General features: G+C 71.0%; 20 protein-coding genes. 8 read left to right on the forward strand and 12 right to left on the reverse strand.

Annotated features, from left to right (window positions below):
- Positions 1-47: 47 nt before the first annotated feature.
- From ACFQVD_RS18010 to ACFQVD_RS18030, 5 genes are all read left to right on the forward strand, one after another.
- Positions 48-2000, forward strand: a complete 1953-nt coding sequence (locus ACFQVD_RS18010) for a histidine kinase (protein WP_343963932.1) — start codon at positions 48-50, stop codon at positions 1998-2000.
- Positions 2001-2085: 85 nt separating this feature from the next.
- Positions 2086-3579: a BTAD domain-containing putative transcriptional regulator gene (locus tag ACFQVD_RS18015; protein WP_343963934.1), complete on the forward strand. Its 1494-nt coding sequence runs from the start codon at positions 2086-2088 to the stop codon at positions 3577-3579.
- A gap of 32 nt (positions 3580-3611) precedes the next feature.
- Positions 3612-5678 carry a sensor histidine kinase gene (locus ACFQVD_RS18020; RefSeq protein WP_343963936.1) on the forward strand — a complete coding sequence of 689 codons (2067 nt, stop codon included), beginning with the start codon at positions 3612-3614 and terminating at the stop codon, positions 5676-5678.
- Between the two features lie 58 nt (positions 5679-5736).
- Positions 5737-6627 carry a TolB family protein gene (locus tag ACFQVD_RS18025; protein WP_343963938.1) on the forward strand — a complete coding sequence of 297 codons (891 nt, stop codon included), beginning with the start codon at positions 5737-5739 and terminating at the stop codon, positions 6625-6627.
- 236 nt (positions 6628-6863) lie between these two features.
- Positions 6864-8648 (forward strand): NAD+ synthase, encoded by a 1785-nt coding sequence (locus tag ACFQVD_RS18030; RefSeq protein ID WP_343963940.1) that lies wholly within the window; start codon positions 6864-6866, stop codon positions 8646-8648.
- Positions 8649-8830: 182 nt separating this feature from the next.
- Here ACFQVD_RS18030 and ACFQVD_RS18035 read toward each other — a convergent pair whose 3' ends face one another.
- The 3 genes from ACFQVD_RS18035 to ACFQVD_RS18045 all read right to left on the reverse strand — a co-directional run bounded on the left by ACFQVD_RS18035 (position 8831) and on the right by ACFQVD_RS18045 (position 12484).
- A complete protein-coding gene (locus tag ACFQVD_RS18035) occupies positions 8831-9478 on the reverse strand; it encodes a TetR/AcrR family transcriptional regulator (protein ID WP_343963942.1) in 648 nt (215 codons plus the stop codon).
- Between the two features lie 7 nt (positions 9479-9485).
- A complete protein-coding gene (locus ACFQVD_RS18040) occupies positions 9486-11048 on the reverse strand; it encodes an MFS transporter (protein WP_343963943.1) in 1563 nt (520 codons plus the stop codon).
- A 233-nt stretch (positions 11049-11281) separates the two neighbouring features.
- Positions 11282-12484: an MFS transporter gene (locus ACFQVD_RS18045; protein WP_343963944.1), complete on the reverse strand. Its 1203-nt coding sequence runs from the start codon at positions 12482-12484 to the stop codon at positions 11282-11284.
- 208 nt (positions 12485-12692) lie between these two features.
- Between ACFQVD_RS18045 and panB the strand changes: the two genes are divergently transcribed.
- Positions 12693-13541 carry a 3-methyl-2-oxobutanoate hydroxymethyltransferase gene (panB, locus tag ACFQVD_RS18050; RefSeq protein ID WP_343963946.1) on the forward strand — a complete coding sequence of 283 codons (849 nt, stop codon included), beginning with the start codon at positions 12693-12695 and terminating at the stop codon, positions 13539-13541.
- A 48-nt stretch (positions 13542-13589) separates the two neighbouring features.
- Here the strand turns inward: panB and ACFQVD_RS18055 are convergent, their stop codons facing one another.
- From ACFQVD_RS18055 to npdG, 4 genes are all read right to left on the reverse strand, one after another.
- Positions 13590-14501 (reverse strand): threonine/serine dehydratase, encoded by a 912-nt coding sequence (locus ACFQVD_RS18055; protein WP_343963948.1) that lies wholly within the window; start codon positions 14499-14501, stop codon positions 13590-13592.
- Between the two features lie 91 nt (positions 14502-14592).
- Positions 14593-15765: a trans-sulfuration enzyme family protein gene (locus ACFQVD_RS18060; protein WP_343963950.1), complete on the reverse strand. Its 1173-nt coding sequence runs from the start codon at positions 15763-15765 to the stop codon at positions 14593-14595.
- A gap of 32 nt (positions 15766-15797) precedes the next feature.
- Positions 15798-15971, reverse strand: coding sequence for a hypothetical protein (locus tag ACFQVD_RS18065; RefSeq protein WP_343963952.1), 174 nt, complete (start codon positions 15969-15971; stop codon positions 15798-15800).
- 130 nt (positions 15972-16101) lie between these two features.
- Complete coding sequence (npdG, locus tag ACFQVD_RS18070; protein ID WP_343963954.1) at positions 16102-16767, reverse strand: NADPH-dependent F420 reductase; 666 nt, start codon at positions 16765-16767, stop codon at positions 16102-16104.
- 123 nt (positions 16768-16890) lie between these two features.
- Between npdG and ACFQVD_RS18075 the strand changes: the two genes are divergently transcribed.
- Positions 16891-17469, forward strand: coding sequence for a hypothetical protein (locus tag ACFQVD_RS18075; protein WP_343963956.1), 579 nt, complete (start codon positions 16891-16893; stop codon positions 17467-17469).
- Between the two features lie 22 nt (positions 17470-17491).
- On the opposite strand, the gene ACFQVD_RS18080 is transcribed toward ACFQVD_RS18075, so the two are convergent.
- A complete protein-coding gene (locus ACFQVD_RS18080) occupies positions 17492-17674 on the reverse strand; it encodes a hypothetical protein (RefSeq protein ID WP_030921218.1) in 183 nt (60 codons plus the stop codon).
- A gap of 44 nt (positions 17675-17718) precedes the next feature.
- On the opposite strand from ACFQVD_RS18080, the gene map reads away from it, so the two are divergent.
- The gene (gene map / locus ACFQVD_RS18085) at positions 17719-18567 is read left to right on the forward strand and encodes a type I methionyl aminopeptidase (protein ID WP_343963959.1); all 849 of its coding nucleotides are present in this window, start codon (positions 17719-17721) and stop codon (positions 18565-18567) included.
- A 34-nt stretch (positions 18568-18601) separates the two neighbouring features.
- Here the strand turns inward: map and ACFQVD_RS18090 are convergent, their stop codons facing one another.
- From ACFQVD_RS18090 to ACFQVD_RS18105, 4 genes are all read right to left on the reverse strand, one after another.
- Positions 18602-19015: a sensor histidine kinase gene (locus tag ACFQVD_RS18090; protein ID WP_343963961.1), complete on the reverse strand. Its 414-nt coding sequence runs from the start codon at positions 19013-19015 to the stop codon at positions 18602-18604.
- 178 nt (positions 19016-19193) lie between these two features.
- On the reverse strand, positions 19194-21236 hold the full coding sequence (locus tag ACFQVD_RS18095) for a cytochrome c oxidase assembly protein (protein WP_364155299.1): 2043 nt from the start codon (positions 21234-21236) through the stop codon (positions 19194-19196).
- A complete protein-coding gene (locus ACFQVD_RS18100; protein WP_343963965.1) occupies positions 21233-21847 on the reverse strand; it encodes a copper resistance CopC family protein in 615 nt (204 codons plus the stop codon). The genes ACFQVD_RS18095 and ACFQVD_RS18100 overlap by 4 nt, the downstream gene beginning before the upstream one ends.
- A gap of 82 nt (positions 21848-21929) precedes the next feature.
- Positions 21930-23222 carry a helix-turn-helix transcriptional regulator gene (locus ACFQVD_RS18105; protein WP_343963967.1) on the reverse strand — a complete coding sequence of 431 codons (1293 nt, stop codon included), beginning with the start codon at positions 23220-23222 and terminating at the stop codon, positions 21930-21932.
- Positions 23223-24494: the final 1272 nt, after the last annotated feature.

Genomic DNA, 24494 nt, shown 5'->3' on the forward strand with positions numbered 1-24494 from the left:
AGCCGGTTAAGGTCCTTCCAAGTACCAGATGAAGGGCCTGAACCACCATGCGCGGGCTGAACCTGTCGATCCCAAGGGTGACGCCCGTCCAGGGGCGGGTAGCGGCGGTGCTGATCACCAGCGCGTCCGTCGCGATGGTGTGCGTCAACGTCTGGGTCACGGCGCAGCTCCCACCACCCTCCTACACGCCGCTGCCGTTCGCGCCGGAGGACGTGGCCGGCACCGCGTTCCCCATCCTTGGGGCGCTGCTGGCGTTCCAGCGGCCCCGGTTGGTCATCGGCTGGCTGCTCTGCCTGGGCGGACTGTTCTCCGCGCTGAACAGCCTCACGGTGAACCTCGCCCTGCTGGGGGTGATACGGGACTGGACGACCGCACCCAAGGTGCTCTGGACGGTCGCCGGGGTGAGCTGGAGTCTGACCATCCTGCTTCTGGTCGTGCTGCTGCCGCTGCTCTACCCGGACGGGAGACTGCCCTCCCCGCGCTGGCGACCGCTGGTCTGGGGCTCGGTCGCCGTCCTGGCGGTCGAGGCGTTCGCGATGGAATTCATATCCTCGCCCGAGCGGTCGGAGCCGCACCCCTTCACGTTGTTCCTGTACATGATCACCAACGCGGTGATACTCCTGGCCTTCGTCTCGCTGGCCGCCCGGTTCCGGAGATCGGGCCCGGAGGGGCGCAGGCAGATCCTGTGGCCGCTGGTCGCGATCGCCATGGTCATCGTCCCCTGGGTGCTCGGCAACCCGGTGTGGTGGCTGGCGTCGTTCACGATTCCGCTGGTCCCGCTCGCGATCATCTTCTCGGTGCTGCGGTACCGCCTCTACGGGATCGACACGCTCGTCACCAGGGCCCTGGTCGGCGCGGGCCTGGTCGGCGTGATCGGCGGGGTGTACGTGGCGGTGGGCACCGCCTCCAGCCTGTTCCTGTCCGACGTGGACCGGATCGGCGGCCTGGTCGCCGCGCTCTGCGCGGGGGCGTTCTTCCAGCCGATACGGCGGGTGCTCCAGCGCGGCGCCGACCGCCTGCTCTACGGCAGCAAGGGCGACCCGGTGGCACTGGCCGCCGAACTCGGGCGCAGGCTGCAGCACACCGATCCGGCGGGCGGGCTGGCCGCCGCCCTGGAGGTGCTGCGCGACGGTCTGGCCGTCACCGGTACGGGCGTGCGCTTTTCCGGCGGCTGGCCCGAGGAGGCGACGGCGGGGACGCTGGAGGAGGTGGCGCGCGACATCCGGCTCGTGTGGCACGGCGAGCCCGTCGGCCGCCTGCTCATCGGCCCCCCGGGTGCCAGGCGCCTGCCGGCCGCGCACAACGAGCGGGTCATCGCCGCGCTCACGCCGTACGTGGCGGACGCGGCCCACGCGGTCCGGCTGGTCGGCGCGCTACGGCGTTCCCGGGAGCGGATCGTCACCACCCGCGAGGAGGAACGCCGCCGCCTCCGCCGCGACCTGCACGACGGCCTCGGCCAGTCGCTCAGCGGGATGGCGATGTCCATCAACGCGGCCAGGCACTCCCTGCGCGTCTCCCCCGAGACGGCCGAGCGCATGCTCAGCGAGCTGCGCTCCGGCATGGACAGCGTCACCAGCGACATCAGGCACCTGGTGTACGGCCTGCGACCGCCCACCCTCGACGAGCTGGGCCTGGCCGGCGCGGTGGCGGAGATGGCGGGCTCCGGCGCCACCGTGGAGGTCAGGGGCGAGCTGTCGGGGCTGCCCGCCGCCACCGAGGTGGCCGCCTACCGGATCGCGCAGGAGGCGCTGACCAACGCCCGCAAGCACGCCGGCGCCACGACGGTGCGGCTGTCGCTGGAACGCGGCGAGGACTTCTTGAGCATCCGGGTGCACGACGACGGGGTCGGCATCCCCGCGGAGCGTCGCTTGGGGATCGGGCTGGCCTCGATGCGCGAGCGAGCCGCCGAACTCGGCGGGACATGCATGATCACGACACCTCCCGAAGGGGGCACCATGGTCGAAGCCGTTCTTCCGGTGAACTTGAATGTGGAGATATGACCACCGATGATTTCTTACAGCCTGCGAACGATGGTGAGTATTGCCCTATGACGTTGGCCCAGGTAGCTCTACCCTTACGCCTGCAATGCTGACATTTCGTGCTCTCGGACCGTTCCAGGCGCGCCACAACGGCGCACTGCTCGATCTCGGCGGCCAGCGCCAGATGGCGGTGCTGGCCCGGCTCCTCGTAGCCGGTGGCCGCGCCGTCCCGGTGACCATGCTGATCGACGAGCTGTGGCCGGGTGAACCTCCGACCCAGGCCCTGTCGACCATCCAGGGATACGTGTCGCGGCTGCGGCGTGCCCTGGAACCCGGCCGCGCGCCGCGGGAGGAGGCCGAGGTACTGGTCTCCGCCCCGCCGGGCTACGCGCTGCGCGCCTCAGCGGACCAGGTGGACTCCTGGATGTTCGAGAACGCGGTCAAGGCCGGTGGCGAGCCCGCCGAGGTGTGGAGTCGGCTGGAGACCGCCCTCGCACTCTGGCGTGGCCCGGCCCTGGCCGAGTTCTCCGACCTGCCGTGGGCGGTGACCGAGGCGGGCCGGCTGGAGGAGCTGCGGCTGATCGCGGTCGAACGCCGCGCCGACGCGGGACTCCTCCTCGGTCACTCCGGTGCCCTGGTCGCCGACCTGGAGGCGCACGCCTCGGCGCACCCGCTGCGGGAGGAGGCCTGGCGGCTGCTCGCGCTGGCCCTGTACCGCAACGGCAGGCAGGGGGACGCGCTGGGAGCGCTCCGACGGGCCAGGGGGATGCTCCGCGACGAGCTCGGCCTCGACCTCGGCGCCGCCCTGCAGCGCCTGGAGTCCGACATGCTGGCCCAGGCCGTTCACCTCGACCCGCCCGCGGAGCCGGTCGCCGCGCGCCCGGCGGAACCGGCGGCACCACGCCCGGCGGCCACCGAGGAGCGGGCGCGGGCGCTGCCCGGGCTGCGAATCGTGGTGGTGGACGACCAGGCCCTGGTCCGCACCGGCCTGCGCGTGGTGCTGGACAGCGAGCCCGGCTTCGAGCTCGTCGGGGAGGCGGAGAACGGCGAGCAGGCGATCGCAGTGGTCCGGGAGACCGCTCCGGACCTGGTGCTGATGGACATCCAGATGCCCAGGCTGGACGGGCTGACCGCCGCGCGGCGGATTCTGGCCGACGAGGCACCGCCGAAGGTCGTCATGATGACCACCTTCGGCACGGACGACAACCTCTACGCGGCGCTGCGCGCGGGGGTGAGCGGGTTCGTCCTCAAGACGTCGGCGCCCGAGCAGCTCATCACCGCGATACGAGCCGCGCAGGCCGGGGACGCGCTGATCGACCCCGCCGTCACCACCCGCCTGATCGCGGCCTTCGCCGGGCGCACCAACCCGTCCGCGCCGCCCGGCCTCGCCGGTCTCGGCGACGCGGACCTCGACCTGATGAAGCTGGTCGCCAGAGGGCTGACCAACCGGCAGATCGCGGCGACCCTCGCGGTCTCCGAGCGGTCGGTCTCACAGTCGGTGGTCAAGCTGCTGGACCACCTCGGGCTGTTCGACCGGGCCCAGCTCGTCGTCACCGCGTACGAGTCCGGGCTGGTCAACCCTGGCGACGTGGGCAGATAGCGATGCACCCGCGGGCACGGGAGCACGGTCGGGTGCTCGACGGTGTCGGCGACGTGCCCAGGCGGGCCGTCGACGCGCTCACGGTGCCCGCCGGGCCCGCCGTGCCGCTCGCGCGCACTCTGCTGCGCTCGCCACGGCGGCTCGCCGCCGTGGCGATGGCCGCCCTCTCCGTGGGACTCATCGTCGGCGGGGTCGTGCTCCGCCTCGACGTGCCGCCCGAGTGGCACCCGGAGGCGAACGGCACGCCCCAGCTGATGGCGGGGCTGATGTTCCCCGTGGTGGGCGCCTTCCTGCTGGTCCACCGCGCGCGTCCGGCCACGGCATGGCTGATGTGCGTGGGCGGCCTGCTGTGCGCGATCGACATCTTCTCCGAGTCGGTGATGTTCGCCTTCGCCGCGGCGGGAGACATGGACATGGCCGGCTACCTCCGCTGGCCCATGGTCATCGGCCACCAGGTCGGCGGGATCCTGCTGGCGGTCACACTCCCGCTCTACTCCCCCGACGGCAGGCTGCCCTCCCGGCGCTGGCGGCCGATGGTGGCGATCAGCGCGGTCGTGGCGGTGATCGCCACGCTGCTCGACCTCACCCGCCCGAAACCCGATCAGGCGAGCTACCCCTGGCCGCGGATCATTCCCAACCCGCTCGCGCTGGAGGCCACGGCCCCCTACAGCATGGCCCTGCGCCAGGCGTTCGCCCTCCTGATATCGGTTCTCGCGTTACTGGCGCTGGTCTCCCTGGTGTTGCGCTTCCGGCGGGCCGGCTCCGTACTGCGCCGGCAGATCGCCTGGCCGCTCTTCGCGTTCGCCTTCTACGTCGCCTGCCTGCTCGCCGGATCCGACTGGTGGCCGGCCGCCACATTCTGGACCGGGCTGATCCCGGTGGCCATCACCTTCTCGGTGCTGCGCTACCGGCTCTACGGCATCGACACCGTGGTCAGCCGCGCCTTCGTCGCCGCCGGGTTGATCGCCGCGGTCAGCGTCATCTACGCGGTCGGCGCGGTCGCCGGGCTGGCCCTGTGGGGATACGACCGGATCGGCGGCCTGATCGCGGCCCTGCTCGCCGGAATGATCTTCCATCCGCTCCGGCGCAGGCTCAGAGGCCTGGTGGACCGGCTCATGTACGGCACGCACGGCGATCCGCGGGCGTTCGCCGCGCGCCTGGCCAGGGAGGTCCGCGAGACCGAACCGACCAACGCGCTCGCCGCCGTCGCCGCGGCGGTCAAGGACGGGCTGAGCGTCACCGGGGTCGCGGTCGAGGTGTACGGGCCCGGCGCCAGGCAGATACAGGTCGGCCTGCTGGGCCCGGCGCCACGCGGTGTACCACTGGTCTGGCACGGCGAGCCGGTCGGGCTGCTGCTGCTGGGCTCCCCCGGCCCCCGCAGGTTCGCCGCCGCGCACAACGACCGCCTGATCGCGGTGGCCACGCCGTACGTCGCCGACGTGGTGCACGCGGCGCGAATGACCGCCGACCTGCAGCACTCCCGGGAGCGTATCCTCACCGCCCGCGAGGAGGAGCGCCGCCGTCTGCGCAGGGACCTGCACGACGGGCTCGGCCACGCGCTGACCGACATGGCGATGGTCATCAACATGGCCAGGATCAGCCTGCGCACCGCCCCCGACTCCGCCGACCGGCTCCTGGCGGAGCTGCGCGCCGGCATGGACGCGGTCAGCGAGGAGATCAGGGAACTGGTGTACGGCCTGCGGCCGCCCACCCTCGACGATCTGGGCCTGGCGGGGGCCGTGCGGGCCCTCGCCCAGGAGGGCACACCGAGGGTCGCCGTGGAGACCGAGGGCAACCTGTCGGACCTGCCCGCGGCGGCCGAGGTGGCCGCCTACCGCATCGCGCAGGAGGGGCTCACCAACGTCCGCAAGCACGCGAGGGCCAGCTCCGCGACCATCTCGCTGCGGCGCGGGGAGTCACTGGTGGTGCGTGTCCAGGACGACGGGCACGGGCTGCCCGCCGGCCCCCGCTCGGGAGTCGGACTGCTCTCCATGCGCGAGCGCGCCGCCGAGCTGGGCGGGACCTGCGTGATCGAGGCGGCACCCGGCGGCGGCACGGTCGTGGAGGCCGTGCTGCCGATCACGGCCGACCGCCGGTAAACCTTCTGTCACTCTCGGGACTCTAACTCCGTTAAGGAATCGACCCGAGGAGATCTCCTTGAAGTACTGGGCACTGGCCGCCGGCGCCGCACTCGCCGTGTCTGCCACCGCCACCCCCGCGGTGGCCTCACCCCGGACGGCCCCTGTGGCGGGCGCCGTCTACTTCCGCCACACCGGCAACGGGGTCGAGGCGCTGACCCACCGGGGAGGCTGGAGCCGCCTGACCGCCGGAGGCGGGGCCTTCGCCGGCCAGTTCGCGGTCGCGCCCGGCGGCGGCAAGGTCGCCTGGATCGACGACAAGAGCAGGCTGCACGTCAAGTCGGCCACCGGGGACAAGGTGATCGCCAAGAACGCCGCCTACGGCGGTCCCTGCCTGACCCCCGCCTGGACCGCCGACGGCAAGCGGCTCGCCTACCCGGTGCGGGGCACGGCCGAGGCCACCACCGTGGCCGTGGTCGGCGCCGACGGCAAGGGCTCGGTCAACGCCGGCAAGACCCTCGGTCCCTGCCACCTGACCTGGTCGGCCGACGGCAGGACTCTCGCCGGGTACGCGGGCGACGTCAACGGCGTCTACCTCCTGGACACCGGAAGGCGTGTCTCCAGCCGCAGCCCCGGCATCAAGCTCGCCAACCACGTGGAGAGCCTGTCACCCGACGGCCGCAGGGTGGTGGTCAACGCCATCGGCGCGAACGCCCCGGGCGGTGACGGTTCCTGGCCGCTGTCGTTCTCCCCGTCGATCTACGACACCAGGACCGGGGCGAAGGTCGCCATCCCGGTCAAGGGGCGGCTGCTCGGCGCGCGTTACCTGCGCGACGGCCGCCTGGCGGTCCGTGTCAGGGGCACGACCGCCAACACGATCGTGATCCTCTCCCGCGCGGGCAAGGAGCTGCAGCGGGTGACCGAGCCGGCGGGGGCGAGGAACCTCGGGCTGGTCGGGGTTCTCGACTGACGCCTCTTGACGGCCCACGTGCTGCCCGCCGGACGGCGACATCGGACGCCGGCCGACGGGCAACCGGCCGGCGGAACCCGGAACGTGCCGTTCTCGCCGCACCTCACCGGCTTCCCGGACGGTCCCCGGATCTGGACCGCACCTTTCATCCCGATATAGCAGGAGATATGGGCAAAGCGCGCCCGGAGAGATCACCTGAACGGTGATCCCGTGGTACGTCCCAATAGGATGGGCGTGTGGCTCAACTCCGTATCGCCCTGGCCCAGAGCAATCCCGCCGTCGGTGACCTGGCCGCCAACACCGACAGGCTCGTCGAGTGGACCCGGCGCGCCGCGGACCGCGGCGCGCACCTGGTCGTCTTCACCGAGATGTTCCTGACCGGCTATCCCGCCGAGGACCTGGTGTTGCGCACCTCGTTCGTGGAGGCGTCGATCTCCGCGATCGAGGAGGCCGCGCGACGGCTGGATGAGGCGGGACTCGGCGAGATCCCGGTCGTCGCCGGCTACGTGGACCGCGCGAATCTCGCCCCGCGGGTCGGCCAGCCCAAGGGCGCCCCGCTCGACGCGGCGGCACTGCTCCACCGGGGCCGGGTGGTCGTCAAGACCGCCAAGCACCACCTGCCCAACTACGGCGTCTTCGACGAGTACCGCTACTTCGTCCGCGGCGACCGGCTGCCGATCTTCCGGCTGCACGGCGTCGACGTGGCGATCGCGGTCTGCGAGGACCTCTGGCAGGAGGGCGGCCCCGTCGCCGTGGCGGCCGAGGCCGGAGCCGGGCTGCTGGTGGTGCCGAACGCCTCGCCGTACGAGAAGGAGAAGGACGACGTACGGCTGGCGCTGGTGGCCAGGCGTGCCCGCGAGGCCGGTTGCGCCCTCGCCTACGTCAACCAGGTCGGCGGCCAGGACGAGCTGGTCTTCGACGGCGACTCGCTCGTCGTCTCCGCCTCCGGCGAGCTCATCGCGCGCGCGGCGCGCTTCTCCGAGGAACTGCTGGTCACGGACCTGGAGCTGCCCGAGGCCAGGTACGGGGGGCTCGGGGAGTTCCAGGTGGACGCCGGGGACAACAGCGTGATCACGGTGGAGCGGCTGGAGGTGTCGCCCCGCCCCCTGGAGCCGTACGAGCCGGAGCCCCCCACGCTCGCCGAGCAGCTCGACGACACCGCCGAGATCTACTCGGCGCTGGTCCTCGCGGTCCGCGACTACGTCGCCAAGAACGGCTTCGAGTCGGTCATCCTGGGCCTGTCCGGCGGCATCGACTCGGCGCTGACCGCCACGATCGCCTCCGACGCCCTCGGCCCCGACCGGGTGCACGCGGTGCTGATGCCCTCCCGCTACTCCTCCGACCACTCGCTGAGCGACGCCCAGGAACTGGTCGACCGGCAGGGGATCAACGCTCACACCGTGCCGATCGCCGACATCGTCAGCGGCTTCGAGAAGGAGATCGAGCTCTCCGGCCTGGCCGCGGAGAACCTCCAGGCCCGGGTGCGCGGCATGCTCCTGATGAGCCTGTCCAACCAGCACGGCCACCTCGTCCTCACCACCGGCAACAAGAGCGAACTGGCCACCGGCTACTCCACCCTCTACGGCGACTCCGCGGGTGGCTTCGCGCCCATCAAGGACGTGCTCAAGACCCTGGTCTGGGAGCTGTCGCGCTGGCGCAACGCCCAGGCGGGCCGCTCGGGCGAGTTCCTGCACCCCTTCGCGGTGCCGCCGATCCCGGAGAACTCGATCGAGAAGGAGCCCAGCGCGGAACTCCGCCCCGACCAGCGCGACACCGACTCCCTTCCCGAGTACGGGGTCCTGGACCGGCTGCTGGGCGACTACGTCGAGAGGGACATGGGCTCGGCCGAGCTGATCGCCGCCGGACATGATCCCGCGCTGGTCGCCCGGGTGATCCGCCTGGTCGACCTGGCCGAGTACAAGCGCCGCCAGTATCCTCCGGGCCCCAAGATCACTCCCAAGAACTTCGGCCGCGACCGCCGCCTCCCCATCACCAACCGCTGGCGCGAGACCGCCGGCTGACCGGGACCTCCCGCGGTCCCGGCCCGCGGCCGTGTCCCCTTCGCGACCGGCCGGACGCCGGCGCGGCGGGACTGGAGAACGCGTGCGGGAGGGCGGAGGTCCGGCCCGGCACCGTGTGTCTCTCTGCGTGCCTCACCGTGCCTCACCGTGTCTCACCGGGCGAGGCGGGGCCGCGGTGAGTCTCAGCCGGGGCCGAGGCCGGCCAGGAGTTGGTCGGCGATCCGTTCGGCCAGGTCGGCGGGGAGTTCGCCGTTCTCTTCCGGGCCCTCGGTGCGGATGTACCACATGACGGCGCCGACCACTGTCGCCATCGCGATGCGAACGTCGAGGTCGGCCCGGAGCTCGCCGGTGGCGATGCCGCGCCGCAGCAGGGCGGCGATCGCCGCCCTGCGCGGCTCGATGGTCGCCTGACGGATGCGTTCCACCAGGCGCGGGTGCCGCTCGGCCTCGTTCATCGCGATGTTCATCACGCAGCGGTTGCGCGTGTCGCACGCGTCCTGCTGGAAGACCCGCATGTAGGTGATCAGATCCTCACGGACCGAGACGCCCCCCGGCGCGGGAAACGGCTTCTTGAGGGTCGCCAGCGCGTCAACGAGCAGGTCCTCCTTGCTGGACCAGCGCCGGTAGATGGTGGTCTTGCCGACCCCCGCGCGAGCGGCGATGCCCTCGATCGACAGTTCGGAGAGGCCGCTGCTCTCCCCGACCAGGTCCAGGGTCGCCTCGATGATGGCCCTCTCCGCCCTGGCGCTGCGGGGACGGCCCGCGGGACGGGTCGTCTGAGCCTGGGCTGTCCGGGTATCGGCCATCTGGGTCTCGTCGGTGGTCGTCATCGCACCCCTACACTACTGCCGGTTCCTTCTCGCGATCGATACCCCGCGGGACGGGCGCCTCGGAAGGAGTGCCGGGCAGCCACCTGAGCACCACCAGGGCTCCCACCAGCGCGATGGCCGCGGAGACGAGGGCGGTGATGTGCATGCCCTCGACGAAGGCCAGCTTCGCCGGTTCGATCAGCGCCGCACCCCGCCCGCCGAGCCCCTGGGCCACGCCGAGCGTTCCGGTCAGCGACTCCCCGGCGACGTGCCTGAGCTGATCGGGCAGACCGGTCAGCGCGGGGGCGATCTGGTCTCGGTAGGTGGCCGAGAGCAGCGAGCCGAGCAGCGCGACCCCGAGCGCGCCGGCCACCTGGCGGACGGTGTTGCTCATGGCCGAACCGACGCCCGCCTTCTCCCTGGGGAGCGCCTCCATGATCGCGGTCGTCGCCGGAGGCATGATGTTGGCCATCGCCGCGCCCTGGACGAAGAACACGACCTCCAGCAGGAGGATCGGGGTGTGCTGGTCCATCAGTGAGTAGGAGGCCAGCGCGCCGGCCACGATGACCATGCTGACGGTGGCGGTCAGCCTGCCGCCGAAGCGCGTGGCCATCTGCTGGCTGAGCGGGGCGAAGATCAGCTGAGCGGCGGCGAAGGGGATCATCAGGGCGCCCGCCTGCAGCGGGCTGAAGCCCAGCACGATCTGCAGGTAGAAGACCAGGAAGAACATCGCGCCCATCATCGCGAAGAACACGATGCCGACCATGCCGACCGCGGTGGCGAAGCGCGGGTCGCGGAAGTAGCGGACGTCGAAGGCCGGGTGGTCGATGCGGCGCTCGTACCAGACGAAGGCGCCGAGCACGGCGATGCCGAGGATCGTCGGGATGAGCACCTCCGCGCTGGCGACCGTGGCCAGCTCGCCTCCCCGGATGATGCCGTAGGTGAGGGCGACCAGACCGACGACGGAGAGGATCACGCCGACCGGGTCGAGCCTGGACGGGCGCGGATCACGCGACTCGGGTACGACCAGGCCGATCAGCACCATGCTGACCAGCACGATCGGCAGGTTGATCAGGAAGACCGACCCCCACCAGAAGTGCTCGATGAGCAGGCCGCCGGTGATCGGCCCGACCGCCACGGCCAGCCCCACGCCGCCGGCCCAGACGCCGATCGCCTTGCCGCGCTCCTGCGGGGGGAAGACGTTGGAGATGATGGCCAGCGTGGCCGGCATGATCGCGGCACCGCCGATGCCCATGAACGCCCGGGCGACGATCAGCTGCATGGGGTCCTGGGCGTAGGCGCTGGCCAGCGAGGCCAGACCGAACAGGACCATGCCCACCATGAGCATGCGCCTGCGGCCGGTACGGTCGCCGATCACCCCGAAGGTGAACAGCAGGCCCGCGAAGACGAGCGTGTACGAGTTGATCGCCCATTCCAGCTGGCTCTGGCTGGCTCCCAGACCCACCTTCGGATCGGCGATCGTCTTCAGCGCGACGTTGAGGATGGTGTTGTCGAGCACGACCGCCAGGAGGCTGAAGACCAGCACTCCCAGGATCTGCCACCGTCTCGGGTGACCAAGCTGTTGTTCCACGAAGGCCCCGTTTTTCGATACGTATGAGTTTCGAAACACCACCGTAGCGCCATCTTTTTCGATACGCAACCGTGTCGTTTCGTATTTATCAGGACATGTGCTGACATTTGGCGACGAACCGGCAAGGCAGACTGCCGTGGCCAAACAGGCAACGCCCCCTGGCCAGGCCGGGCGGGAGCCGGACCTGGCCAGGGGGCGGCCCCGGCAAGGGCGACGCCGGCCGGGGCAGGGGTTCAGGCCGCGACCGGGAGCGGCTCCTTCACCGAGCTCTCGGTGTGCCGCCAGAACGGCAGGGCGACTCCGACCATCAGCACACAGCCCAGCCCCGCGGCGGCGAAGGCCCAGCCCGGACCGGGGCCGTCGATGATCACGCCCGCGATGGGCGCCGCGGAGGCGCTGCCGATCAGTAGCGCCGTGCCGTGCAGCCCCATCGCCTCACCGCGGGCCTTCGCGGGAACCCGGCGGCTCACGGTGTCGATCGAGGAGGACAGCGCGGGAGCGCACAGCACGCCCGCCGGCAGCAGGGCCAGGACCAGCCAGTACCAGTCGCCGCCGACCAGCCCGACGGGAATGGTGAGCACCCCCATGGCTCCGATCAGGACCAGCGGCGAGCGCCCACGGGGCAGCATGCCGTACACGAAGCCGCCGGTCAGCGAGTAGGCGCACCACAGGGCGATCGCCAGCCCGATCCACGCGGTGTCGCCGTCCTGTTTCATGGTCGCCACCAGGGACAGCTCGGTGGCGGCCAGCACGAAGGCCGCCGCGACGACGGTGCCGAGCAGTCCGAGCATGCCCGGGGTGAGCCACTGGCGGCGCGCGACCTTCGTCGCCGGCTCACGGAGTTCCTCGGCCGAGCGGATGGGCGGGTTCAGCACGATCAGCGCCGTCCCCGAGCCGACCAGACCGGCCGCGACGAGGACCATGGTGGGGACGCTGCCGAGGGAGGTCACCCCCGCGATCGCCAGGGCGGGGCCGGCCATGTAGGAGAGCTCCACGATTATGGAGTCGAGGGAGAAACCCATCCTGCGCTGGTCGACCGGGACCAGCGCCGTGAGGCACTGCCTGATCACGCTGAACACCGGGAGGGCGAGAAGCCCCGCGGGCACCGCGGCGACGAGCAGCACCGGGAACGGCATCGCCCACGCGGTGGACCAGAAGACGAGTTGGGCGAGCGTGGTCACCGCCAGCACCGGGCGCAGGCCGTGCCTGTCGACGAACCTGCCCGCCAGAGGTGAGCCGACGGCCATGCCCACGGTGCTCGCCATGGTCACCAGACCGGCCGCGCCGAAGCCGAGGCCGAGACCGCCGGGGTCGACGACATGCATCGTCAGCGTGATGGCGACCGCGGTCGAGGGAATGCGGGCGAGCAGCCCCACCAGCAACAACGACCGCACGCCCGGCAGTGCCAGCAGGCGGCGGTAAGGTTCTACAGCCATTGTGATTACTTACCTCCGTCAGCATTGTGCCGTATGCCCCCGACATGTCCGCCACCGGATTTACCGCGCGGGTGTGTGGTAGGCCACCCGGACCCCCACCGTCGGATTACCGAACCGACCGGGTCTGTTGAACCTGCCGAACGCGTGCAATCATCGGAACCGTCCGGGGACGCCATCAGGGGCGCCTCGAGACTTCACTGGAGGTCCCATGTCCTCTTCCTCTCTCCCCAGCCGGCCGACCCCTCTGTACGGCGGCAAGGCCGGGCGAAGGATCACCGTGCGCGACATCGCCGGCGCCAAGGAGCGCGGCGAGCGGTGGCCGATGGTCACCGCCTACGACGCGATGACCGCCAGGGTCTTCGACGAGGCCGGCATTCCCGTGCTGCTCGTCGGCGACTCGGCCGCCATGGTCGTGTACGGCTACGACTCGACGCTGCCGGTGTCGGTGGACGATCTCATGCCGCTGACCGCGGCCGTGGTACGCGGCTCCTCCCGCGCGATGGTCGTGGCCGACCTGCCGTTCGGCTCCTACCAGTCCTCTCCCCAGCAGGCCCTGGAGACGGCCGCCCGGTTCATGAAGGAGGCCGGCGCCCACGCGATCAAGCTTGAGGGCGGGCGGCGGGTGCTCCCCCAGGTCGAGGCGCTGGTCTCGGCGGGCATCCCGGTGATGGCCCATCTGGGCCTGACCCCCCAGTCGGTCAACGCGCTCGGCGGCTACCGGGTGCAGGGCCGCGGCCAGTCGGGTGACGAGCTGATGGCCGACGCCAAGGACCTGGAGTACGCCGGAGCGTTCGCCGTGGTCCTGGAGTGCGTTCCCGCCGAGCTGGCCGAGCGGGTCACCTCGTCCCTGTCGATCCCGACGATCGGCATCGGTGCCGGGCCCGGCACCGACGCGCAGGTCCTCGTCTGGCAGGACCTGATGGGCCTGACCGCGAGCCCGGCCAAGTTCGTCAAGAAGTACTTCGACCTGGCCCACGAGATGGACCGGGCGGTGCGCAGCTTCGCCGACGAGGTGTCGACCGGCGCCTTCCCCGCTCCCGAGCACAGCTACAGCTGACGATTCCGAGCCCCGGCGTCCCAGGAAACCCTGGCGGCGCCGGGGCGTTCAGACGAGCGTGGCGGGGTCGGTGTTGGCACCGCACACGACCACGGCCACCCGCTCCCCTTCGGCCGGGGTGTAGGCGCCGGACAGCAGGGCCGCGTACACGGTGGCGCCGGCGTGCTCGGCGGCGATCCGGTGCTCCCGCCACATCTCGCGCCGCGCCTCGACGATGGCCTCCTCGGAGACCAGCAGGCTCCGTATCCCCGCCGTGCCCGTGATCTCACAGGCGATCTCGCCCGCCCGGCTCGCGCCCAGGGCGTCGGCCCCCACCCCCGCGACCTCGACCCCGACCGGCCGGCCGGCCTCCAGCGCCCGGTGCAGGGTCGGGATGAGCTCGGGCTCGACGGCGACCACCCGGGCCTGGCCGTCGAGCGCGACGGTGATCCCGGCGACGAGCCCGCCGCCGCCGACCGCGACGAGGACCGTGTCGACTCCCCCGGTCTGCTCAAGGATCTCCAGGCCGACCGTGCCCTGCCCCGCGACCACCTCCGCCTGGTCGTAGGCGTGCACGTCCAGGGCACCGGTCTCGGCCGCGCGCTTCACGGACGCCTCGTAGGCGTCGGCGTAGACGGCACCGACCTGGGTCACCCGCGCGCCCAGCGCGCGCAACCCGGCCACCTTCACCGGGCTGGACACCGTGGGCACGAAGATCTCCGCCTGGACGCCGAGACTCCGCGCCACGTACGCCACCGCCAGGCCGTGGTTGCCCCCGCTCGCCGCGATCAGCCCGGCCTCGGGGATCTTCCCGCCGGACAGGGCGCGGTTGAAACCTCCTCGCGCCTTGAACGACCCAGAGTGCTGCAATCCCTCCAGCTTGAAGAACAGCCCCGGCGACACCTCGACCACCGGTGTACGCCGGACGTACCCCGCGATGCGCTCGGCGGCCCGCCGCACGTCCCCGATCGACACGCTCACGCGCGCCCCCTTTCCGCGAAGCGGCTCGGAAAGCGGCCGCCCCGTCCTTCCGGCGGCCCCGCGCCGCAGTCTAGGAGACACCGTGGATCCTTCAGGCGAGCGCCTGCTCGAAGTCGGCCCACAGGTCCTCGATGTGCTCGATGCCGACCGCCACCCGTACGGTGCCCTCACCGATCCCGTGCCGGGCGAGCTCCTCGGCCGTCAGGGAGCGGTGGGAGGTGGTCGCGGGGTGCAGGATGAGCGTCTCGACACCGCCGAGAGAGGGGGCCAGCAGGGCCAGCCGCACCGAGCTCATGAACCGCTCGCCCGCCGCCCGGCCGCCGACCAGGTCGAACGAGAAGACACCCCCGAAGTCGGGCAGGAGCTTGGCCGCCAGCCCGTACGAGGGATGCGAGGGCAGGCCCGGCCAGTGCACGACGGAGACCGCGGGGTGGTCGTTCAGCCGGGTGGCCAGCTCGCGGGTGTTGAAGCAGTGGCGCTCCATCCGCAGCGGCAGTGTCTGGATGCCGCGCAGGGTGAGCCAGGCGGCGAACGGGTCCGCGGTGGCGCCCAGCTTGACGTTGAAGGCCCACACCCTGCGGTACAGCTCCTCCGCGGCGAAGACGGCGATCCCGCCGAGCACGTCGGTGTGCCCGCTCAGGTACTTGGTCGTGGAGTGCACCACGATGTCGGCCCCGTGCTCCAGCGGCCGGCACAGGATCGGTGAGGCGAAGGTGTTGTCGACCACGGAGACGACTCCGGCCTCGCGTGCCGCCGCGCACATGCCCGGCAGGTCGGCGACCTGGGTCACCGGGTTGGCGATGGTCTCCAGGTAGACCAGTTTCGTCTCCGGCCGCACGGCCGCGCGCAGCGCCGCCGGGTCGTCCCCGGGAACGTAGGAGACCGAGATCCGGAAGCGCCGCTCCAGGTCGTTGATCATCGAGGCGGTGCCGCCGTAGAGCGCCTGCTGCGCGATCAGGTGATCACCGGGCTCCAGCAGCGCGAGCAGCACCGAGTTGACGGCCCCCATTCCGGAACCGGTGGCCACGGCCCCGACACCGCCCTCCAGACCGGCGACGGCCTCCTCCAGGGAGCGGACCGTCGGGTTCGACAGGCGCCCGTAGACGAAGGCCCCGTCCGGACGGCCCATCCCGTCGGCGAAGACGGCCGGGTCCTCGAAGACGAAGCCGGAGGTCTGGTAGAGCGGCACCGCGATGGGGCGGCTGCCGTTCAGCTGCGGCTGGGGAAGGTGGACGGTGCGGGTCTCCGGGCGAAAATCAGTCATGAGATAAGAATGTCCGGTTAACAGGCCGTTTGTCAGATCTGACTGGTGCGATGTTCGTCATCAAAAGCACAGATCACCCCGGCCCAGGGCACCGGAAAGAGCACCGTGACGGTCCCGGATGCCCGGCGCCGTTCCTTCGCCAAGGAGATCGCCAGGCGGCCGCGCGCGACCACCTGACGAGCACCGGCGCGCGACAGGGCCGGCACCGCCGGGACCGCCGAGGAGGCCGGGTCTGACGTCTGTGAACATCGAGAACGCCGATCGGGACCGGCGCCGGACGGCCTTCCCCACCCCCCGGCGGCACAGACCTCCGGGCAGCCGAAATCGTCAGATGACCTAGATGTCGGTGACGCGCAGGCCGGCGTGGGCCTTGTAGCGGCGGTTGATCGAGATGAAGTTGGCGGTCATCGCCTCAACCTGGTGGGCGTTGCGCAGGCGGCCGCCGTACACGCCGCGCATGCCGGGGATGCGGCCCGCCAGCGCCTGGACGGTGTCGGTGGCCTCGCGGTCGTCGCCCAGCACGAGCACGTCCAGGTCGATCTTGTCGACCTCGGGGTCCAGCAGCAGGACGGCGGAGACATGGTGGAAGGCGGCGACGACCCGGCTCTCGGTCAGGACCGCGGCTGCCTGCTGGGCGGCGCTGCCCTCCTCGACCGCGAGTGCGTACGCGCCCTGCTTGTCGAAGCCGAGCGGGTTGACGCAGTCAATGACGATCTTTCCGGCCAGCTCGGTGCGGAGGGACTCCAGCGTGGAGCGGTGCCCGTCCCAGGGAATGGCCACGATCACCACGTCGGCCTCGGCCGCCACGGTCGGGTTGTCGGCGCCGCGCACCGATCCGCCGATGCTCGCCGCCGCCGCCTGCGCCCGCTCGGCGCTGCGTGAGCCGATCAGCACGCTGTGCCCGGCGAGGGCGAACCGCCGCGCCAACCCCTTGCCCTGGTCCCCGGTCCCGCCCAGGATCCCGATCGAGATTCCGCCCACGTCCGGACTGTCAGTGCTCACTCACCGCTCCTCATCATCCCCGACCCTCAAGATCGGACTTCATCGACCATAACGTCTGTCCCGAATCCTCTCAGGGGCGCATTCCCAGGATCATTGCGGGGGGGCTGGTGCACGATGGTGCCCATGGACGCTGGGTCGGTGACACTGCTGCGCGAGATCCTGGCTTCGACGGGCTGGATCGAGCGGACCCGCGAGCTGGGCCTCGCCCTGCGCGCGACCCGCTCGGTCGGCGGCCTGCTGGTGGTCGGCACGCCCGAGGAGGAGCCCTGGCACCTGACCGCGCACCTGAGCGACGAGGCCAGGCTCTCCGGGCTGCCCCAGCTCTCCCCGACGCTGGTCCGCTGGGCACCCGCCCCCGGCGCGCCCGCGCACCTGCGGGTCGGGCTGGAACGGATCCGGCAGGCCGGGCGGGGCGAGACCCTGTTCGTGGTCGCCGAGGAGCGCGCCCCCGAGGCGCTGCTGGAGCGGGTGAGCGACGCCCGCAGGACCGGCACCACGATCCTGGCCCTGGACGGCGGTGACACGGACCTTACCGGCCTGGCCCACGACGCGTTGACGGTCCCCGAACGGGCGCCGTTCTCCTTCGACGGGGCACAGCACCTGGTGAGCATGGCCGCGGGCGAGGTCGAACGGCGCCCCACCCTGCGTGACCGCCTGGCCAGGCTGCTGGATCGGGTCAGCGGCCCGCAGGTCACCGACTAGGCGTACCGGCCACGCTCCGTCCTCAGTCGTCGTCCTCCCATGCCTGGTCCTCCTTCTTCCAGTCCTCGTTCCGATCGGCCGCGGTCTTCAGCGCGTTGGCCGCGGCCTCGCGCGTCGGGTACGGCCCCATCCGGTCCTTGTTCGGGCAACCCTCGTCGGGTTCGACGGCCATGTGCTTCAGGCAGAACCACCATTGGTCAGTCATGCGGCAATCCTGCCCAGTGGGAAGCGCAACTAGACTGTGCAACCATGACGACACTGCTCCAGCCCGGGCGGATCTCTCCCCTCCGCAAGGTTCCCTCTCACATCCAGCGGCCGGAGTACGTCGGGAAGAAGTCCCCGAAGACCGGGGAGTCCGACGTCAAGACCCCCGAGATCATCGAGCGGATGCGGATCGCGGGCAAGCTGGCGGCTCAGGCGCTCGAAGAGGTCGGTAGGCACGTGGCGCCCGGCGTCACCACCGACGAGCTCGACCGGATCGGCCACGAGTTCCTCTGCGAGCGGGGGGCGTATCCCAGCACGCTCGGCTACCGGGGATATCCCAAGTCGCTGTGCACCTCGATCAACGAGGTGATCTGCCACGGCATCCCCGACGACACCGTGCTGCGCGACGGCGACATCGTCAACGTCGACATCACCGCCTTCATCGGGGGCGTGCACGGCGACACCGACGCCACCTTCCTGGTCGGCGACGTCGACGAGGAGTCACGGCTGCTGGTCGAGCGCACCCGTGAGGCCACCAACCGGGCCATCAAGGCCATCGCTCCCGGCCGGCAGCTCAACGTGGCCGGTCGCGTGATCGAGGCCTACGCCAAGCGGTTCGGTTACGGCGTGGTCCGTGACTTCACCGGCCACGGCATCGGCACCACGTTCCACTCGGGCCTGATCGTCCCGCACTACGACGACCCGTCACTGGCGGTCACGCTGGAGCCGGGCATGACGTTCACGATCGAGCCCATGCTGACGCTCGGCACCATCGACTACGACGTCTGGCCCGACGGCTGGACCGCCGTCACCAAGGATCGCAAGCGGACCGCCCAGTTCGAGCACACCATTCTGGTGACCGAGACCGGCCACGAGATCCTGACCCTGCCCTAGCGGAGCTCGCCCGGCGCCGCGCCTTTCGTGCCGCCTAGTCCTGGCGGGGCACCACTCCGCTGACCGTGGTTCCCTCGCCGGGAACGCCGTTGACGCTGAGCGTGCCGCCGACCTGGTCGAAGTGGGCGTGCATGGCGGTGACGCCCCGGCCCTCGGCCCGCCCGAAGAAGCCGACGCCGTTGTCGCTCACCGTCATGCGCAGGCCACTGGGGCCGAGGGTGACGGCGACGGCCACGACCCGTGCGCCGCTGTGCCGCTCGACGTTGGTGAGCGCCTCCCCGAGCGTGGCCATCACGGCCTTGGTGATCGCGGCCGGAACCTCGCCGGCGGGCAGCGCCCAGATCTCGACGGTGGTCCCGGTGCGCTCGGACCATTCGGTGAGATGCCCCTCAAGGGCCTGGGCCAGGCTACGACTCCGGCCCTCACGTACGCGCAGTTCCTCGGACACTGCTCAACCTTCCTGATGCACGTTGCAGCCACCGGCCCCCCGACCGAATATGTGACTGGGCGTGGCGCGCGATGACGAAGCGCTGCGCCCGCTGCGGTGAGCACGAGCCCCCTGAAACACCAGGCTACCGGGAGGTGCCGGTGAGAGGGCTGGAAGATAGCAGGCCGTGGCCGTCCGGCTATTTCACGCCGTCGCGCTTATTGAGTTTGGCCAGGTACTCATTGTAGGCGTCGAGTTTGGCGTCGCCGCTGCCGCCGGTCCGGGCCGCGGCGGCGTCGGCGCGGCGGTCGGCCCGGCGGGCTCTGCGGTCGTCGGCGCGCCACCACTGGAAGGCCAGTGCGAGGAGCACGACGAGCGTCGGGATCTCGCCGAACCCCCAGGCGATGGCTCCGCCGGTCTGCTGGTCCTCGACGGCGGAGGCGCCCCACGTCCTGCCCAGCTGGTCGTACCAGTCGGAGGCCAGCACGGTGGTCATGCTCATCAGCGCGATGCCGAAGAAGGCGTGGAACGGCATGGTCACGAACAGCAGGAGGAGCCGGGCCACGTGCGGCAGCTGGTAGGGAGCGGGGTCGATACCGATGATCACCCAGAAGAACAGGGAGCCGCTGACCAGGAAGTGCACGGTCATCACGATGTGGCCGAGGTGCTCCTCCATCGCGGCGGCGAACAGCGGTGTGAAGTACAACGCGTAGGTGGAGACGATGAAGATCGTGGTAGCGATCGCCGGATGGGTGACGAAGCGGACGTACCTACTGTGCAGGATCGTGGTCAGCCACTCGCGCGGCCCTCGGTCGCCCCTGCGGGCGGCGGGCTTGAGAGCACGCAGGGCCAGGGTGACGGGCGCGCCGAGCACCAGGAAGATCGGCACCATCATCGACAGCGTCATGTGCTCGGCCATGTGCACGCTGAACAGCACCTTGGCGTAGCGGGCGACGCCGCTCTGGGTGGCGACCAGCAGGATCAGCACACCGGTGAACCAGGCGGCCGTACGCCCCTTGGACCAGGAGTCGCCACGCCGGGTGAGCCGTACGACACCGGCGAGGTAGAGGCCGGCCAGCAGCGCGATGACCGTGCCGGAGAACAGGTCGAACCACCACAGCGAGGCCAGGTTGGCCAGCGAGATCTCCGGCGGCATGGTGTAGCCGAGCACCTCGAAGGCCCTGTCGACGGGCAGCACCGCCGGGGGCGGCGCGGTGCGGGAGAGCGCGACGGCCAGCCCGATGGCCGCGAACATGACGACGATCTCACCGGTGGCGAAGCGGACGAAGGTGCCGGGGCCGCCCGCGGCGAGCGACGGCAGGGTCCGCTTGCGGTGCCACCAGCCGACGACGCCGAGCAGCGCGAACGCGGCGGTCTTGGCCAGCAGCAGCAGGCCGTAGGCGGAGGTGAAGAGCTCGGAGACCGAGGTGAGCCTGGCCAGGACGCTGAACAGGCCGGACAGTCCCACCCCGACGAAGCACCACAGTGCCAGGGCCGAGAAGCGGGCGGCGGCGATCTCCAGGTACGGCTGCCGGCGCAGCGCGTGCGCGCAGAGCACGCCGAGGCCACCCACCCAGAGCGCGAGGACGACGAGGTGCAGCGCGACACCGGTGGTGGCCAGGTCATGGTTGGGCGAGGAGGCGGAGTGGCCGGTCAGCGCGGGCGGGAGCAGGGTGACCAGGGCGAGGACGAGCAGGCCGCCGGACGCGCCGGCGGTGATCGCCCCTCGGGCGAAGAGCGCGATCGCGACCGAGAAGAGCACGACCAGGGTCAGCGCGATGCCCTGGGAGACCTGGCTGGCGAAGCTGGTGAGCTCGTTGCCGCCGAGCACGTCGGCCACCGGCAGCCCGAGCGCCTCGGAGAGGCTGAACACCATCGTGGCGGCGGCGGCCCCGGCCCAGACGAGCGCGACCCAGGAGGCGGCCTTGACGTAGCCGAGCGCGGGTTTGCCCAGCAGACCCTTGTCGTTGGGGAGCAGGACCGTGGCGGCCAGGAGCACGCCGACGGTGAGCACGCCCGCCGCGTCCATCGTCAGCTTCGCCAGCGGCAGTCCCCAGCGGGTGAAGGTTCCCTGGTCGGGCAGGCCGGGGATGATGCGCGGGGTCGCGGCGCCTCCGGCGATCATCGCGATCACCAGGGCGGCGGCGGCCGCCACCGCGGCCGCCAGGGCGAGCCTCACCGCCCGGCTGTTCCCCGGCGTCTCGCTCCGCGCCGCCTGCGCGGAGCGCGCGGGCCCGCTCATGGCCGCTTCTTGTTGCGCACGCTGAGGAACATGCCGATGCCGATGCCGGTCACGCCGCCGACGACGATCCACATCCAGCCGGGCACGCCCTGCGAGGAGCCGGGCTCCTCGTCGCCGACCGCGGCTGCCGGGCTGAGCGCGGCGGCCGGCGCGTTCTCTGCCGATGTCTCCGCGGTGACCGGGCTCTCGGCCACCGCCGGGGACTCGGCGGCGGTGGCGGACGGCGACGCCGATTCCGACGGGGAGGCGGAACCGAGCAGGGTGAAGGGGATCTCCCCCTCTATCGGGTGGCCGTCGGAGGAGACGACGCGATACGCGATGACGTAGTCACCCGGAGGGAGATCCTCCTTGACCTTCTGGGTCACCACCGCGCCGTCGAGGACGGGTTTGCCGTCCTGGTGGTTCTCGTCCCCGGAACGTACGACGACGTTCGGGAAGCGCACCGAGGCGGTGAACGTCAGCTTCACCTCCTCCAGGCTCTCGACCTTGGCGCCCTTGGCGGGGTCACTGCTCTTGAGCCGGTCATGGGCGAAGGCCGGCGAGGCGAAGGCCGTGCCGAGCACGAGGGCGGCGAGAAGCGCGAGGGCGACCGCGACAGGGGAAGTCTTCATGGCAACCCCAAGGCTACCCACGTGACCACGCGGTCTCGACCCCCCTGTCCGATCCGGCTTCGGCGCGGGTCCTCCGCCCCTCCTACAGCCCGACGCCGGCCAGCGCCCGCCGGTAGGCGTCGACGCTCCGGTCCGGCTCGTCGATACGTTCCAGGACCCGGGCCGCGGTCAGCCAGGCATGGGCGGTGAAGCGGGTCTCCGGCGCCTGCTCCAGGCACTCAGTCCCGGCGAGCAGTTCCTGCGAGGCCTGCTCCTGCAGGCCCAGCTCCGCCAGGGTCTCACCGTGCAGCAGGCGGGCCTCCGCCTGCATGACCTTCGGCATGCCGTCGAGCAGATCGCAGACGAAGCGCATGCGCTCCTCGGCCCGTTCGGGCTGGGCGAGCAGCAGCTCCGCCCGGACGAGGTTCATCGCGCAGCGCATCTTGTCTATCGAGCTGGCAGAGCTCTCCGCCAGTTCCTTCTCCACCTTCAACAGCACGTCACGCCAGGCCTCGGCCTCCATGGGCCGCACGATCAGCAGGACCTGGGCGTAGTCGCCGCGCAGCCGGGCCAGCCTTCGGGCGTCACCGTACTCGGACTGGATGGCCAGGGCACGCTCGGCCTGCGTGACCGCCTCGTCGGCGTGGCCGCTCTCGACCGCGACGATCGCGGCGCCCCAGTGCGCCAGGGTGAGCGCCTGCGGGCTGGCGAGGAGCTCGGCGGCGGCGATCATCTCGGCGGAGAAGTGACGCGCCCGGAGCAGGTCGCCGCGCTCGATGTAGGCCGCGAGCAGCTGGCCGCCCAACCGCATCAGGCCGTCCGTCCAGGCCGGCCGGACCGCGCCGGTGAGGATCTCCTCGGGGACCTGCACCGCCCGGGCCAGGTCCCCGCTCTCCCGGTAACAGCGCGAGAGCGCGACCGCGACCGCGACGTGACGCTCGGGGCTCAGGGCCGCCTCGTCACCCTCGCGCAGCCCGTTGAGCAGGACGATCGCCTGCTCCAGATCGCCGCAGGCCTCGGTCGAGAGGGCCAGGCCGTACTCGGCGTCCTGCCGCAGCTGGGGCAGGCCCGCCAGTCCGCTGTCGGCGAGGAGTTCGGCGTAACGGGTGCGAGCCTCGACGACCTCGCCGTTGTCCATGGCCAGCTGCGCGTAGCTGAGCGCGAGCTCGATCTCCTGCATCTGCTCGGCCGTGACACCATTGATCAAATATGTAAGGGAACAGTCGAGTTTTTCGGCCAGCAGCTCCAGCACCGCGGGGGTCGGAGTACGCTTGCCACTCTCGATGAGAGATACGTAACTGTCCGACAGTTCTGGATGGGCGAGCTGCGCCTGGGAAAAACCACGTTGCCGGCGGACGGTTTTGATGCGCTGCCCCACCAAGTCTTGACCAGTCACGTTACCCCTTGAAAGATATCATTTGAGCAGCAGAACCTACGACAGGAGTCTCCCCGTGCGCCGACGTCTTGCCTTGTCTGCCCTCGCCATGCTATTTACGGCTGCTTTTGCCGTCACTGGCAATGCTACGACCGCGAGTGCTGATTCGTCTGCCCCCCTGAAGGACACCGGTAAGTATTCTTTGCAGACGAGCGCCGCCCAGTCCCACCTGGGCTGGGGCTACCCGGACTGAGCGACGGCTCAGCCCGCCGTAAGGACAGGGAACGGAAAGAACCCCTCCCGCCCTCGTGGAGAGCTTCCAGCCGGCGAGCCACTCCACCCCGGCGGAGCCGGTGCGGCCCGCACCGGCGTGAGCGTGCAGGCCTCCGGCGTGCGCGCTCCGCGAGACGGGACCCGCGGGTAGCGGCGGAGCCGGGATCCAGAACCCTTCCGTGGAAGAGCGTCACCCTTCACGGAGGATCCCGGCCGCAGGCAACACCTACATATAGATCCCATTACATACGTATAGATTTTATTGCAGGTCACGGCTCGAACCGAGGGGGGCGACGGCGCCCACCCGCCCCCTCTCATCGGCCATGCCTTTCCGCCCGCCTTTCATCGCCGACCGGTCCGCGGGCCGGTCGGCTCGCGGAATTCGAGCCGACCGCCCGTGCCGCCGACCGGCCCGCGGACTTGTCGGCTCACGGCCCCTTTGTCACCGGCCTCCGTGTCACCGACCGCGTCTCTCGACCCCCCGCTTTTGAACCAGCCATTACTCTAGAAATACATTGAACTAATCCGCTATCAAGTCAATGTCCTAAACCGGTCAGCCGGCTTCCCCGAAGAGGGAGCGGCCTGTCTGCTTCAGGCGGGTAAAAGCACCCCCGGGTGAGGCCGCGAGCGCGGCTCGTCCGAAGGAAGGTCACCGGACGGCCCGCCCTCGCCTCGCCCCCCGGATCCCGACCTCCTGCTCGGACCCGTGCGGCCCGCCCCCGGGCATCTCTAGATGATCTCTAGGACCGCCTGCGACAGTCGGAGGGCGGGAATTCCAGAAAGATCCGGCGAGGACCACCGGCCGGGATTCTGTTGCTCCGGACCTCCGGTCTGAGAATCCCTTTCCTGGCGCCTCTCTCGTCATCGCGGACCGGAACGACAGGACGGAGGGACGATCGATGGACGCCCCTTCCTCGCGCGCGTACGACGGCGGATCCGGCACACGTGTCACACGCCTCCCCTTCCGCATCGCGAATCACCTCGGAAATCCATCGGAGTCCGATCCGAGGGCGGCGTCAC

The organism is Streptosporangium amethystogenes subsp. fukuiense (genome assembly GCF_042665875.1).
In the GTDB taxonomy this organism is placed as follows: domain Bacteria; phylum Actinomycetota; class Actinomycetes; order Streptosporangiales; family Streptosporangiaceae; genus Streptosporangium; species Streptosporangium fukuiense.

Bases quoted from the DNA above. Each gene is read 5' to 3' on its own strand.
- ACFQVD_RS18010 (WP_343963932.1), top strand. From the start codon at position 48: ATGCGCGGGCTGAACCTGTCGATCCCAAGGGTGACGCCCGTCCAGGGG.
- ACFQVD_RS18015 (WP_343963934.1), top strand. From the start codon at position 2,086: ATGCTGACATTTCGTGCTCTCGGACCGTTCCAGGCGCGCCACAACGGC.
- ACFQVD_RS18035 (WP_343963942.1), bottom strand. From the start codon at position 9,478: ATGACGACCACCGACGAGACCCAGATGGCCGATACCCGGACAGCCCAG.
- ACFQVD_RS18045 (WP_343963944.1), bottom strand. From the start codon at position 12,484: ATGGCTGTAGAACCTTACCGCCGCCTGCTGGCACTGCCGGGCGTGCGG.
- panB (WP_343963946.1), top strand. From the start codon at position 12,693: ATGTCCTCTTCCTCTCTCCCCAGCCGGCCGACCCCTCTGTACGGCGGC.
- ACFQVD_RS18060 (WP_343963950.1), bottom strand. From the start codon at position 15,765: ATGACTGATTTTCGCCCGGAGACCCGCACCGTCCACCTTCCCCAGCCG.
- ACFQVD_RS18075 (WP_343963956.1), top strand. From the start codon at position 16,891: ATGGACGCTGGGTCGGTGACACTGCTGCGCGAGATCCTGGCTTCGACG.
- ACFQVD_RS18080 (WP_030921218.1), bottom strand. From the start codon at position 17,674: ATGACTGACCAATGGTGGTTCTGCCTGAAGCACATGGCCGTCGAACCC.
- map (WP_343963959.1), top strand. From the start codon at position 17,719: ATGACGACACTGCTCCAGCCCGGGCGGATCTCTCCCCTCCGCAAGGTT.
- ACFQVD_RS18095 (WP_364155299.1), bottom strand. From the start codon at position 21,236: ATGAGCGGGCCCGCGCGCTCCGCGCAGGCGGCGCGGAGCGAGACGCCG.
- ACFQVD_RS18100 (WP_343963965.1), bottom strand. From the start codon at position 21,847: ATGAAGACTTCCCCTGTCGCGGTCGCCCTCGCGCTTCTCGCCGCCCTC.